Origin of the sequence: Microbacterium sp. Clip185, from assembly GCF_028743715.1 — a bacterium.
Taxonomy (GTDB): domain Bacteria; phylum Actinomycetota; class Actinomycetes; order Actinomycetales; family Microbacteriaceae; genus Microbacterium.
This window is the reverse complement of sequence record NZ_CP117996.1, coordinates 501,352-514,542: the sequence shown is the minus strand read 5'-3', so window position 1 is coordinate 514,542 and position 13,191 is coordinate 501,352. Positions and strand designations below refer to the sequence as shown.

General features: G+C 69.4%; 11 protein-coding genes and 1 tRNA gene. 5 read left to right on the top strand and 7 right to left on the bottom strand.

Going from position 1 to position 13,191, the window contains the following annotated elements; genetic code table 11:
- Nucleotides 1-12: 12 nt before the first annotated feature.
- The 3 genes from PQV94_RS02495 (at nucleotide 13) to PQV94_RS02485 (ending at nucleotide 5,493) form a co-directional block, all read left to right on the top strand.
- Nucleotides 13-729 carry an ABC transporter ATP-binding protein gene (locus tag PQV94_RS02495; protein WP_274287227.1) on the top strand — a complete coding sequence of 239 codons (717 nt, stop codon included), beginning with the start codon at nucleotides 13-15 and terminating at the stop codon, nucleotides 727-729.
- Nucleotides 726-2,093: an FtsX-like permease family protein gene (locus PQV94_RS02490; protein WP_274287226.1), complete on the top strand. Its 1,368-nt coding sequence runs from the start codon at nucleotides 726-728 to the stop codon at nucleotides 2,091-2,093. The genes PQV94_RS02495 and PQV94_RS02490 overlap by 4 nt, the downstream gene beginning before the upstream one ends.
- A 121-nt stretch (nucleotides 2,094-2,214) precedes the next feature.
- Complete coding sequence (locus tag PQV94_RS02485; protein ID WP_274287225.1) at nucleotides 2,215-5,493, top strand: glycoside hydrolase family 9 protein; 3,279 nt, start codon at nucleotides 2,215-2,217, stop codon at nucleotides 5,491-5,493.
- Between the two features lie 238 nt (nucleotides 5,494-5,731).
- Here the strand turns inward: PQV94_RS02485 and PQV94_RS02480 are convergent, their stop codons facing one another.
- The 7 genes from PQV94_RS02480 to serS form a co-directional block, all read right to left on the bottom strand.
- Nucleotides 5,732-6,145, bottom strand: coding sequence for a hypothetical protein (locus PQV94_RS02480; RefSeq protein WP_274287224.1), 414 nt, complete (start codon nucleotides 6,143-6,145; stop codon nucleotides 5,732-5,734).
- 77 nt (nucleotides 6,146-6,222) lie between these two features.
- Complete coding sequence (locus PQV94_RS02475; protein WP_274287223.1) at nucleotides 6,223-6,735, bottom strand: hypothetical protein; 513 nt, start codon at nucleotides 6,733-6,735, stop codon at nucleotides 6,223-6,225.
- A 103-nt stretch (nucleotides 6,736-6,838) separates the two neighbouring features.
- Nucleotides 6,839-7,174: a histone-like nucleoid-structuring protein Lsr2 gene (locus PQV94_RS02470; protein ID WP_274287222.1), complete on the bottom strand. Its 336-nt coding sequence runs from the start codon at nucleotides 7,172-7,174 to the stop codon at nucleotides 6,839-6,841.
- A 121-nt stretch (nucleotides 7,175-7,295) separates the two neighbouring features.
- A complete protein-coding gene (locus PQV94_RS02465; RefSeq protein WP_274287221.1) occupies nucleotides 7,296-7,913 on the bottom strand; it encodes a hypothetical protein in 618 nt (205 codons plus the stop codon).
- A 333-nt stretch (nucleotides 7,914-8,246) separates the two neighbouring features.
- Nucleotides 8,247-8,331 (bottom strand) — tRNA-Ser (locus PQV94_RS02460).
- Nucleotides 8,332-8,386: 55 nt separating this feature from the next.
- Entirely contained in the window at nucleotides 8,387-9,286 is a 900-nt protein-coding gene (locus PQV94_RS02455; RefSeq protein ID WP_274287220.1) for an HAD family hydrolase, read from the bottom strand.
- Entirely contained in the window at nucleotides 9,283-10,548 is a 1,266-nt protein-coding gene (gene serS, locus PQV94_RS02450; RefSeq protein ID WP_274287219.1) for a serine--tRNA ligase, read from the bottom strand. The genes PQV94_RS02455 and serS overlap by 4 nt, the downstream gene beginning before the upstream one ends.
- Before the next feature lie 249 nt (nucleotides 10,549-10,797).
- Between serS and PQV94_RS02445 the strand changes: the two genes are divergently transcribed.
- Both PQV94_RS02445 and PQV94_RS02440 read left to right on the top strand, forming a co-directional pair.
- A complete protein-coding gene (locus tag PQV94_RS02445; RefSeq protein ID WP_274287218.1) occupies nucleotides 10,798-11,796 on the top strand; it encodes a diacylglycerol/lipid kinase family protein in 999 nt (332 codons plus the stop codon).
- 48 nt (nucleotides 11,797-11,844) lie between these two features.
- The gene (locus PQV94_RS02440) at nucleotides 11,845-13,191 is read left to right on the top strand and encodes a cryptochrome/photolyase family protein (RefSeq protein ID WP_274287217.1); all 1,347 of its coding nucleotides are present in this window, start codon (nucleotides 11,845-11,847) and stop codon (nucleotides 13,189-13,191) included.

Here is a 13,191-nt window from a genome sequence, read left to right as displayed (position 1 = left end):
ATGCTCGAAGACATGCACGCTCCCTCATCTTCTCGCCCTGTTCTCGTCGCGCGCGATCTCGTGAAGCGCTATGGCACGCTCACAGCCCTGGCGGGCGTCGATGTGACGATCGCCGCGGGCGAGGCCGTGGCCGTCATGGGTGCATCGGGGTCGGGGAAGACGACCCTGTTGCACTGCCTCGCCGCGGTCATCGCCCCGGACGGCGGGTCCGTCCGCCTCGGTCAGGACAATCCGGTCGAGTTGGTCGGAATGGACGAGAAGGGACGCTCCGCCATCCGTCGCAGCCAGCTCGGTTTCGTGTTCCAGGAGCACCTGCTGCTGCCGGAGCTCACCGCTCTGGAGAACGCGGCCCTCCCCCTGCTGGTGCAGGGCGTGCCGCGGCGTGACGCGGAGCAGCACGCCGCCGGGTGGCTGCACGCCCTGGGACTGGCCGGCATGGAGGACCGCCGCATCGGTCAGCTCTCGGGCGGCCAGGCCCAGCGGGTGGCGATCGCCCGCGCGCAGGTGACGGGTGCACCGCTCGTCTTCGCCGACGAACCCACGGGAGCTCTCGACTCGGCCACCTCGGCTGAGGTGATGTCGGCGCTCCTGCATGCCACGGTCGGTCAGGGCCGCAGCCTCGTCGTCGTCACCCACGACCCCGACGTCGCGGCCCGCTGCCATCGCGTCGTCCGGATGCGGGACGGCCACATCCTCGACGCCGCGTCGGTGTCGGAGGTGCAGCGATGAGCGCGGTCGCCACGCAGGGCGCGGTGCGGCGCACGCTCACACTGTCCCGCCTACTCGCTCGGCCGTCGCGCCAGTCCCGCGCGGCCATCGTGCTGCCTGTCGTCGCGTTCGCCGCCACGACCACACTGCTGCTGATCGTCGCCGGCGGCACACGCATGTTCCTCACCGACGACCGCGGGGGCGAGTTCACCGGGATGTACGGCATCCTCGCGGTGCTCGCGCTCGTGCTGCTGGCCGTTCCCCTCGCGACCCTCGGCGCCGCCGCGGCACGACTGTCGAGCCGGAGGCGCGACGACCGCCTCGCGACCCTGCGCCTGCTGGGCGCCACCTCCGGCGAGGTCGCGGCGATGACGGTACTCGAAGCCGCCGCGACGGCCGCCGTCGGCGCCGCACTGGGGGCGATCGTCTACGCTGCCGTCCTGCCGCTCGTGGGCCTGCTGCCGTTCTTCGGCGGTCCCATCGGCGCGGCCGCTGTGTGGGCCGGCTTCGACGTCCTCGCCCTCGTGCTCGTGGGGGTCGTGGCCCTCGCGACCGTGAGTGCCACCCTCGGGCTCCGCCGGGTCGCGCTCACACCGCTCGGCGTGCGCCGGCGTTCGGATCCGGCACCCCGTCGGCGTACCGCGGTGGTCGTGGGCGTGATCGGCGTCGCCGCCGTCACCCTCATCGTCCTGAACCTCTCGGCCATCGGGCAGCTGGTCGGCCCCGCCATCTCGGTCGCGCTGCTGCTGGCCCTGTTCGCCGGGTCGCTCGGCCTGCTGAATCTCATCGGCACCCCGATCGTCGCCGCGCGCGGACGTGCGATGGCACGCCGCGCCGGGGATGCGGCGCACCTGATCGCGGGGCGCGAACTCGCCGCCCACGCATCCGTCGCCTGGCGACGCGTCTCCGCGATCGCGATGGTCTCGTTCATCGCGGTCGTCGGCGGGGCGGGGATGAGCCTGGTCGCGCTGGCCGGCGACGACACGGCCGGCAGCGGTACCGTGTTCGCCGACATCCGTTCGGGCGTGCTCGTCACGCTCGCGTCGGCCTTCCTACTGCTGGCGTGTTCGGTCGGGGTGACACAGGCCGCATCCGTCCTCGAGGATCGCGAGCTGATCGTGGGTCTCGACCGTCTCGGTGTCCCCGCGGCCGACCTCGCCCGCGCCCGGCGCATCACGGTGTTGCTCCCGCTGCGCTGGGCAGCGCTCGGCGGAGCGATCGCGGGCATCGCGCTGAGCCTGCCGGTCATCGGCATCACCCTCGTACTGGCGCCGACGTCGCTGGTGATCATCGCCGGGACCTTCGCCGTGGGCGTCGCGCTCGTGCTGGCCTCGCTCGCCTCGACCGAGCCCCTCGTGCGATCGATCCGGCGGGCGGTCGCCTGAGCGATCCACAGGTGTCGAAATCTTTCGATACGCGCGCATGGGTTCTGCTAAGTTCCGTGGGAGCGCTCCCTGAGAGCGCTCCCAGAGCGAAGGAGCTTGAATGCGCGCGACGACGCGGCACGTGAGACGCAACCTTGCCGTCTTGATGATCGGGGCACTGGCGACCGCCGGCGCCGTGTCTCTCCCCACCGCCGCCCATGCGGCGCCCACGGAGTACGTACAGAACGGCACGTTCACGACGGGCCATGAGCCCTGGTGGTCCGCCGGGGTCGATGCGTTCCGCACCGACGGCGGGGTGTTCTGCGCGGACGTTCCCGCCACGGCCAACCCGTGGGACGTCCTCGTGGGGCAGAGCGACATGCCGCTGACCGCGGGCGTCGACTACGTCGTCACCGCCGACGTGCGCGCGAGCGATCCCGCTACGCTCGTGACCCAGGTGGCCCCGAAGGTCGCCGACGCATCGTTCAGCACCTACACCAGCCAGACCGCCTCGCTCACAGACGCGTGGCAGACGCTCAGCTACACCTTCACCGCCCGCGACTTCGGTCAAGGCACCGTCTCCGACCTGCAGTTCCGCCTCGGCGCGAACAGCACCCCCACCACCTTCTGCGTCGACAACGTCTCTCTCATCGAGGAGGACTCCGTGCCGCCCGTCGATCCGGATCCTGTAGACCCGGATCCCGTCGAGCCCGAGGTGGGTACGGACCAGTTGCTGCCGAACCCCACGTTCGACAGCGGAACGAGCCCGTGGTGGACGGCCGGCCCCGTCGCGCTGTCGAACCCCGACAGCAACCTCTGCGCCACGGTCGACGAGGCCACGGCCAACCTGTGGGACGTCCTCGTCGGACACAACGACATCCCCCTGCCGGGCGAGACCGCCTTCCGACTCAGCTTCACCGCATCCGCCTCGACACCGGTGACGGCCTCGACCAAGGTCGGCACCTACTCGGGCGCATCGACCGAGGACTTCCTCGAGCGCACCTTCTCCGTCGGAGCCTCGCCGCAGACCTACGCGTACACGTTCGAGACGACACCCGCCGACACCTTCCACCTCTCGCAGGTGCAGTTCCGCGTCGGCGGCGTGCCTGCGGGCACGGTCATCTGCTTCGACGACGTGATGCTCACGGGCACGAAGTACACCTACCAGGCCGACACCGGCCCGGCGGTGAAGGTCAACCAGGTCGGTTACCTTCCGCGCGGACCGAAGCGTGCGACGGTCGTGACGGATGCGGTCGAGCCGCTCACCTGGACACTGGAGGACGCGAACGGCGCCGCCGTGGCGACGGGCACGACGACGCCCGCCGGGTTCGATGCGAGCGCCGGGGTCGACGTGCACACGATCGACTTCTCCGACGTCACCACGGCCGGTGACGGGATGCGGCTGCGCGTCGGCGCGGAGCTCAGCCACCCGTTCCGCATCGCCGCCGACGTGTTCCAGTCGCTGCGCACCGACTCGCTGCGCTTCTTCTACACGAACCGATCCGGCATCGCGATCGACGGCGACATCGCGGGGGCCGAGTACGCACGACCCGCGGGGCACCTGAACGAGGGCGCGAACCAGGGCGACAGCAATGTCGGCTGCCTCGAGCCGCAGACGTGGTCCGACGGGTGGACCTGCTCCGACCGTCACGACGTCACGGGCGGTTGGTACGACGCCGGCGACCACGGCAAGTACGTGGTCAACGGCGGCATCGCCGTGGCCCAGCTGCTGTCGACGTACGAGCGTTCGCTTCCCGCGGGCACCCAGGCGGCTCTCGGCGACTCGACTCTGGCCGTGCCCGAGCGCGGCAACGGCACCCCCGACATCCTCGATGAGTCGCGTTGGGAGCTGGAGTTCCTGCTGAAGATGCAGGTGCCCGCGGGCGATCCGCTGGCGGGCATGGCCTGGCACAAGGTCACCGACCGCGACTGGACGGGCCTGCCGCTCATGCCGCACGACGACCCGCAGGAGCGACTGCTGCACCGCCCGTCGACGGCCGCCACGCTGAACCTCGCCGCCACGGCCGCGCAGGCATCCCGCCTGTTCGAGCCCTATGACGCGGCTTTCGCGACGCGCCTGCTCGAGGCGGCGCAGACCGCGTACGACGCAGCCCTTGCGCACCCGGACCTGCTCGCCCCCGAGGAGGACGGCGTGGGCGGCGGCACGTACGCCGACGACACCGTCACCGACGAGTTCTACTGGGCGGCGGCGGAGCTCTACCTCACGACCGGCAGCGACCGCTACCGCGACGAGGTCGAGAACAACCCGCTGCACACCGCCGACATCTTCACGGCGGGCGGCTTCTACTGGGGTGAGGTCGCCGCCCTCGGGCGCATGCAGCTCGCGCGGTTCGGCACGGACCTCCCCGACATCGACCGCATCCGTCAGTCCGTCGTGGATGCGGCCGAGAAGCTCATCGCCGACCAGAAGGCGCAGCCGTTCGGTCAGCCCTACGCGCCGAAGGAGGGCCGCTACGACTGGGGCTCGAACTCGGCAGTGCTGAACAACCAGGTGGTGCTGGCGACGGCGTTCGATCTGACACAGCGCCCGCGCTACGCGGATGCCGTCATCGAGGCGTACGACTACCTGTTCGGCCGCAACGTGTTGGGCCAGTCTTACGTCACCGGCTACGGCACGAACGACTCGCGCAACCAGCACAGCCGGTGGTACGCGAACGCCCTCGACCCGCAGCTGCCGCATCCGCCCATCGGCACGGTGGCAGGCGGACCGAACTCGTCGATCCAGGACCCGGTCGCGAGTGCGTGGCTCGCGGGCTGCGCACCGCAGGCCTGCTACGTCGACGACATCGGCGCGTGGTCGGTGAACGAGATCACCGTCAACTGGAACTCCGCGCTCGCCTGGGTGGCGTCCTTCGTCGCCGACCTCGGTGACGGCTTCGTCGCGGTGACCCCGGTCGCGGTCGACGACACCGCATCCGGTGCTCCGGGCGAGCCGATCAGCGTCGAGCCGCTCGCGAACGACCGCGCCGGCGACGCCGACATCCCGTTGGATGCGGCGACTCTGACGCTGCTGGATGCGGCCGGCGACGCGTCCGCCCGGGCGGCCTCGGCTCCCGTGACGTCCGTGACGGTCACGGGCCAGGGTCGGTACAACCTCGACGGTGAGCGCATCGTCTTCACCCCCGAGGCCGGCTTCGTCGGCACCGCGACCCCGGTCACGTACCGCGTGGCCGATACGCGCGGCACCGAGGTGACGGCCACGTTCACGCCCACGGTGATCGCACCCACTCCCACCGATCCCCCGACCACGGAGCCGGCCCCGCCCGCCGCGCCCGCGGAGCGCGGATCGCTGCCGCAGACCGGTGTCGACACGTCGCCGCTGTGGGCGATCGGTGCTGCAGCACTCGCACTGCTGGGCGCGGGGGCCTACCTCGTGCGGCGTCGCCGCCGCGCAGCCTGAGCGCATGACGAGGCCCCGACGGGATCACCCGTCGGGGCCTCGTCATGCGTGGTCGCGCACCGCCGTCTGCTCAAACTCCTGCAGACACGCGTTTCTCATCCATTCGCGTTCCTGCTGAGCAGGAATTGCAGGAGTTCGGTCCCGTTGTCGACCAGCGCTGCGAAGCGCCCACTGCCCATCTCGACCGAGAAGGTAGCGCCTGGAGCCTGATCCCCCGCCCAGCGATCTACGCCGCGGTTCATTCGAGGCCCGCCTCGCGCCGGATCATCTCCTCGGGCGTCCCGGGAACGCAGACTGATGTGCCGGAGACGCTATAGAGGCCGGGCTCCGTGTGGAACGCGATGGATGCGGCGGCGGCGCCTTCGGCGTAGACGGACACGGTCGGCTCGGACACGACCCGCACGTTCATGCCCAGCGAGGCCCAATAGTCCGCCACCCTCTGGGCGTTCGATGTATGTTCAGCCAGCGGCTCGCGGGTATAGAACCACGATGCCCTCACGCCGTCCCCGCCGTCCACCGAGCACGAGCCCCAGGAGGGCTTTCCGAGATCCGACCAGCCTTCAGGATCCACGAGGGTGGCCGTTTTCGTGACCAGATTCACCAGGTCATCTTGCGCCCGTTCCGGAGAAGCCTGATCGCCGGTGGCCGGCACGCACGCGGAGACCATCAACCCTGCACATACGGCCATCGCGGCGAAGACGACAGACCTCGGCCTCTGCACTATAAGCGTCACCGACGTTCACCCTGCTGCTCGTCGATCAGATCGACCGCGTCGCCGGGCACACACTGCGACGTTCCTGACAGCCCATAGAGACCCGGTTCCGTGTGGAACGCCAACCCGTCAACGGGACCGCCCGTCGCATACACCGAGTACGCGGGTTCTGAAACGATACGCACCGCCATGCCTAACGACTCCCAGTAATCCGCGACCTTTTTGGCGTTGGATTCATGATCAGTCAACGGCTCGCGGGCGTATGCCCAAGCGACATTCGCGCCTTCGTCAGAATCAAGGGAACAAGGTCCCCAGACAGGCGGGCTGATCTCGTCCCAGCCATCCGCGGCGAGAAGTGTCGCTGTGTCTTGGACGACGGCGATGAGTGCCTGACGAGACGCCTCGGGCGTGATCTCCTCTTGCGGCCCGTTCGCGCACGCGCTGAGCGCCGACACGGCCAGGGCAGCGGCGGTGACGACAACCCGTCGACGCGCCCTACGTGTGTCCGCGGATGCGGCGTACTCGGGCATAGGAAAAGGCTAGGCGCGCCGACCCACATCCTCTTACTGCTTGTGGAAAAGCACCCGGGGTTCAACCCGCGAGGGGCGGCCGGGTGCTTCTCGCTTAAGGGAATCAGTGTGCGGCGTCGTAGGCCTCGAGAACAGCTGCGGGAACTCGTCCGCGTGCGCTCACTTCGTGGCCGTTCGCCGCGGCCCATTCGCGCACGGCGCCGAGGTCGCGCGTGTCCTTCTTCGCACTGCGGCCGCGCGACGTGGTGCGCGACGCACTACCGATTGAGCGGCCTGCCTTGATGAACGGCTCGAACGCCTCACGGAGCTTCTCGGCGTTCTTCTCGGAAAGGTCGATTTCGTACGAGCGCCCCTCGAGAGAGAAATGGATCGTCTTTCCCTCCTCGAGAACTTCGCCGTCGAGGTCGTCGATGAGTCGGGTGAAATGCTGTTTGGCCATAGCCACGGAGTATGACACATCAAGCTTTTGCATTTCCGCGACTTGCGCACCGAAAGGAAAGCTGCAGCATAACCGGGCGAGAACCAGGGATTCGACCGGAATTGATTCGACCCTCCGCTGGCTACACGACCTGCGAGTGAGGGGATAGCGCCGTGCCGGTGAGGCGGAACAGCGTCGGGGCAACAGGTTTACCCTCCCCTGCTGCGAAGCCATGCTGCGTGATGCGTGCGAGGTCACCGACGCTTTCGTGGTCATCGGCGCTGCATGCCCAGACAACGGTGCGCGTGGGCACACCGACAATGATGTCTCCAGAGATACCGAGTGCCGAACGCCATCGATCGGGGTCGAGAAGCAACGAAGCGCTGAGATCCAGTTCGTCAGGGACCGTGAGCACGAACCGCCCCGCTGCGCCTTGGATGTGAATATCACCCCGATTCCGCAGATTCGCCAGGGCCACGGACTTCAGAAGGTCAATTCCTCCGAACGCACGGACACTGTCTTTGCTGACGACTTCCCATGAGGGACCGGGATCAACCGCGTACGTGACATACAGCCCATCAGTGACGGCGGTGGCAGCCGGGTACTCCCCCGCAGGGAAGTCAGGGATCTGAGCAAACAGCTCCTCGTTGGCATCCATCCAGGCCTGTCCCGACATCATCGGAACGACCAGGTCACGCCGGACAGCGGAGACGACGGAACCCGACGTCTTGGTGCTCTTCAACCGTGAAAACCAGCCCATGACTACCCCATCGTCCGTTGCATTGATCCTCGCCGGCAACAAGCCCTGAAGCCGCGCCAACAATACCCCTGGCCGCTGCGCGACGGGCGGAGCCTCGGGCGGCGTGGGCCCAACTCCGTTCGAACCCGCTCAACTCGTCATAACGATGAAAGCGGGCCCCTGCGGGGCCCGCTTTCATCGTTGCGGAGGGTGTGGGATTCTCCCCACCGCCCCCTCCACGCGCCGCTGCGCGACGCGCGGAGCCTCGGGCGGCGTGGGCCCAACTCCGTTCGAACCCGCTCAACTCGTCATAACGATGAAAGCGGGCCCCTGCGGGGCCCGCTTTCATCGTTGCGGAGGGTGTGGGATTCGAACCCACGGGACATTGCTGCCCACCGGTTTTCAAGACCGGGTCCTTCGGCCGCTCGGACAACCCTCCCGACGCGCAGATCGCACGCGCCGAACGGGCCGAGTCTAGTCGACGCGTCGGCGACTCAGAGGCGGCGCAGCACCTCGGCGACGCCACCGTCGAGCACGGATGCGGTCACCTCGCCCGCCGCGTCCTGCACCTCCTGCGGCCCCTGCCCCATCGCGACCGCGCGGCCACCGTGCTGCTTCGCCCACGCGAACATGCCGACGTCATTGCGGCCGTCGCCCATGACGAGCACGTTCGCGGGCGCCACATCGAGCCAGTCGCGCACCAGCGCGAGCGCGGTGCCCTTGTCGACGCCCTTCGGAGCGATGTCGAGCCACGCCGTCCACCCCACGGCGTACGAGACCTGATTGAGCCCCACGCGATCGACGAGCTCGACGAAGTCGCCCTCATCGTGCTCCGGCGAGACCACGACGACGCGGGTCACCGGCTGGCGCGCGAGATCCTCGAACGCCACCTTCGACGCGCGGTCGAGGTTCCAGTCGTCCATGTAGTCGGTGTACTCCCGGCGCCCGTCGGGCAGCTCGACGAGGTAGTGCGCGTCGGGAAGGTGCTCGCGCAGCAGCGTCAGCACCTCGGCCGCGTCGAAGGTCTCGACGTGCCTGCGCTCGTAGACGAGGGATGCGGGATCCGCCGCACCCACGCGCGCCATGATCACCGCGCCGTTGGAGCACACCGCGTAGTCGGGCGCGATCTGCAGCAGCTCCTGGATGCCGCGGGTCGCTTCCCAGCTGCGCCCGGTCGCGAGCATCACCTCGTGACCGGCGCGTCGCGCATCCGCCACGGCGTCGACGATGCCCGGGCTCGGCGACTCATCTTCCAGCAGCACCGTGCCGTCGATGTCGAGCACGATCAGCATGCGGCCCGCATCCGCGGTCGCGATCTCCTCGACGAGCGCGGCGGCCTCAGCCGGCGTCTCGATCTCGATCTCTCCGGTCTCCGGCAGCCGCGCACCACTCACGCGATCGGCTCCAGAACCTCGAGACCGCCGAGGAACGGGCGCAGCACCTCAGGCACGGTGACCGACCCGTCAGCGCGCTGATGCGTCTCGAGAATGGCCACGATCCAGCGCGTCGTGGCCAGCGTGCCGTTCAGCGTCGCGACCGGCTGCGTCTTGCCCTCTTCGGGGCGGTACCGGATCGACAGGCGACGGGCCTGGTACGTCGTGCAGTTGCTCGTGCTGGTGAGCTCGCGATACGCATCCTGCGTCGGAACCCACGCCTCGATGTCGTACTTGCGCGCTGCCGAGGAACCGAGGTCACCCGCTGCGACATCGATGACGCGGTACGACAGGCCGAGATCCTGCATCATCCGCTCCTGCATCTCGACGAGGCGCAGATGCTCGGCCTCGGCCTCGGCCGGGTCGACGTAGACGAACATCTCGAGCTTGTTGAACTGGTGCACACGGATGATGCCGCGGGTGTCCTTGCCGTACGAGCCCGCCTCGCTGCGGTAACAGGTGGACCAGCCCGCGTAGCGCTTCGGGCCGCGACCGAGGTCGAGGATCTCGTCCATGTGGTACCCGGCGAGGGGCACCTCGCTCGTTCCGACGAGGTAGAGGTCCTCGTCGTCGAGGTGGTAGACCTCAGCGGCGTGCTTGCCGAGGAATCCGGTGCCGCGCATGACCTCGGGGCGCACGAGAGTCGGCGGGATGATCGGCGTGAACCCGGCCTGCAGCGCGCGATCGAGCGCGAGGTTCATCAGGGCGATCTCGAGGCGCGCGCCGACGCCGGTGAGGAAGTAGAAGCGGCTGCCGGAGACCTTCGTGCCGCGCTCCATGTCGATCGCCCCGAGCATCTCCCCGATCTCGAGGTGGTCGCGCGGGGTGAAGTCGAACGTCGGGATCTCGCCGTGCGTGCGCAGGGTCACGAAGTCGTCCTCGCCACCGACCGGCACACCGTCGATGACGATGTTCTCGATCTTCGCGAGAGCGTCCGCGGCTGCCTCCTCCGCCTCGGTCACGGCGGCCTGCGCGGCCTTGACCTGCGCGCTCAGCTCTTTCGCCTCGGCGACGAGCGCGGCCTTCTCCTCCTTGGGAGCAGCGGCCACCCGCTTACCGTGCGCGTTCTGCGCGGCACGCAGCTCTTCGAACGCGGTGATGGCCGAACGCCGCTCGCGATCGGCGGCGAGCGCCGCATCCACCGTCTCCGCGGACTCGCCGCGGGCTTCCTGGGAGCGCTTGACGAGCTCGGGGTTGTCGCGAAGGAGGGCCAGATCGATCACCCGTGAAGTCTAGACGCGGTGTGTGCGCCTCGGATTCCGCCCGCCATGTCCCACTTCCCGCAAGGCATGTCCCACTTCCCGCAGAAATCGACCCCGAAAACTGCCGCAAGTGGGACATGCAGAGTCAACCGGCCCCGAAAAGTGCCGCAAGTGGGACATGCAGAGCGCGAGCGGGCGGATGCGGAGACAACCGCAGAAGCGGCGCCATCCCGGCATCCGCCGGCGCCGCCGCGGCCCTACTCTGTGACCATGACCTCGGATGCTGCCGCCGCACGGCGCGCGGCGCTGGTCTACAACCCTGTGAAGGTCGACGCCCGCCGCTTGCGCGCCCAGGTCGTGCACGCCGCCGAGCAAGCGGGATGGGGCGCGCCCCTGTTCTTCGAGACGACCCCCGACGATCTCGGCCAGGGCCAGACGCGCACGGCGCTCGCGCAGGGAGCGGACGCCGTGCTGGTCGCCGGCGGCGATGGCACGGTGCGCGCGGTCGCCGAGGCCCTCGCCCACACGGGCGTTCCGCTGACGATCGTGCCCAGCGGCACGGGGAACCTCCTCGCCCGCAACCTTCGGCTCCCGCTCGACGACGCCGACCGCGTGATCGCCACCGCGTTCACCGGTGACACCGTGATGATCGACGTCGGCTTCGCAGAGCTGCACCGCGTCGACGGCGCGCGCGAGACCCACGCGTACGTCGTGATGGGCGGTATCGGGCTGGATGCGGCGATGATCGCCAACACCCGTCCGTCGCTGAAGAAGAGCGTCGGCTGGGTCGCCTACGTCGACGGAGCAGCCCGTTCGCTCGTCGGGGCCGCGCCGTTTCGCATCGTCTACCAGGTCGGCGACCAGCGCCTGCACTCCGCCCGCGTGCAGAGCGTGCTCTACGCGAACTGCGGGTCGCTGCCGGCGGGGCTCTCCCTCATCCCCGAGGCTTCGGTGACCGACGGGACCATGGACGTCGTGCTGTTCCAGCCCAAGGCGTGGTGGGGATGGCTGTTCGTCTGGCGCCGGGTCGCGTGGGACAACAGCGTGCTGCGCCGGTTCCGCGCCGGCCGCCGGGTGCTGCAGTTGCGCACCCGCGACAACGCCGTGCGCTACATGCGCGGGCGGACGATGGAGGTCGCGGCGGCCGAGCCGCATCCGGTGCAGCTCGACGGCGACGAGTTCGGCGAGGCGGTGCGGATCGTGAGCCGCATCGACGCCGGCGCGCTGCGCGTGACGGTGCCCACCGGGCACGACCTCAGCCGGCTCTGACTGTCAACCCTTCGGCTCCGATTCCGGGCCGTTCGCGAGGATGAGCGGGTGAGCAGCCCCACCCTCGTCTGGTTCCGCGACGATCTGCGCCTGGCCGACAATCCGGCCCTGCGCGCGGCGATCGACCGCGGCGAACCCGTCGTCGGGGTGTACGTGCTCGATGAGGAGTCGCCGGGTGTCCGCACCCTCGGCGGCGCCGCTCGCTGGTGGCTGCACCACTCGCTCGCGTCGCTCGGCGAGCGGCTGCGGGAGCGAGGCGGCAGCCTGGTGCTGCGCCGCGGCGCTGCCGCATCCGTGCTCCGGGAGTTGGTGTCGGATGCGGGCGCCGGCGCGGTCTTCTGGAACCGCCGCTACGGCGGGCCCGAACGCGAGATCGATGCCGGCCTCAAGCAGAGCCTGCGTGGTGACGGCCTCGAGGTGCGCTCGTTCCAGGCGTCGCTGCTGTTCGAGCCGTGGACCGTGCGCACCGGCTCCGACACGCACTTCTCCGTGTTCACGCCCTTCTGGCGCGCCTGTCTGCATCTGCCGGCACCGCGGGCGCCGCTGCCGGAGCCGCGGGAGATCGACGGGGTGGGCAGGCCGCCCGCATCCGACGCGCTGGACGACTGGGAGCTGCTTCCGACGCATCCCGACTGGGCGGGGGGCCTGCGGGAGACGTGGGAGCCGGGCGAGCCCGCCGCGCGATCCCGGCTCCGAGAGTTTCTGAAGGACGATCTCGCGGGCTACGACACCGCGCGCGACGAGCCCGCCGCGGGCGTCACGTCCCTGCTGTCGCCGCGACTGCGCTGGGGCGAGCTGAGTCCTTTCACCGTCTGGCACGACACGTTGGCGACCGGCGCGGATGCGGGGCGCTTCCTCTCCGAGGTCGGCTGGCGCGAGTTCGCCTGGCACACCCTGTTCCACTTCCCCGATCTGGCCCGCAAGAACCTGCGCGGGTCGTTCGACGCGTTCCCCTGGCCTCGGCTGCAGCGCTCGCACCTCGAGGCGTGGCAACGGGGGCGCACGGGCGTGCCGCTCGTGGACGCAGGGATGCGGGAGCTCTGGCATTCCGGGACCATGCACAACCGCGTGCGCATGGTGACCGCCTCATACCTGATCAAGAACCTCATGATCGACTGGCGTCACGGCGAGCAGTGGTTCTGGGACACCCTCGTCGACGCGGATGCGGCCTCGAATCCCTTCAACTGGCAGTGGGTCGCCGGCTCGGGCGCCGACGCAGCACCGTACTTCCGGATTTTCAACCCCCTCACCCAGGCGGAGAAGTTCGACAAGGATGGGTTGTACGTCTCGCAGTGGGCTCCGGATTCCGCATCCCTGGAACCACTCGTCGACTTGGGGGCATCGCGCAGGCGCGCGCTGGACGCGTACGAGAACGTCAAAGCTGCCGCGCACTGA

Bases quoted from the DNA above. Each gene is read 5' to 3' on its own strand.
- PQV94_RS02475 (WP_274287223.1), bottom strand. From the start codon at position 6,735: ATGCCCGAGTACGCCGCATCCGCGGACACACGTAGGGCGCGTCGACGG.
- PQV94_RS02490 (WP_274287226.1), top strand. From the start codon at position 726: ATGAGCGCGGTCGCCACGCAGGGCGCGGTGCGGCGCACGCTCACACTG.
- PQV94_RS02465 (WP_274287221.1), bottom strand. From the start codon at position 7,913: ATGGGCTGGTTTTCACGGTTGAAGAGCACCAAGACGTCGGGTTCCGTC.
- PQV94_RS02470 (WP_274287222.1), bottom strand. From the start codon at position 7,174: ATGGCCAAACAGCATTTCACCCGACTCATCGACGACCTCGACGGCGAA.
- PQV94_RS02445 (WP_274287218.1), top strand. From the start codon at position 10,798: ATGACCTCGGATGCTGCCGCCGCACGGCGCGCGGCGCTGGTCTACAAC.
- PQV94_RS02495 (WP_274287227.1), top strand. From the start codon at position 13: ATGCACGCTCCCTCATCTTCTCGCCCTGTTCTCGTCGCGCGCGATCTC.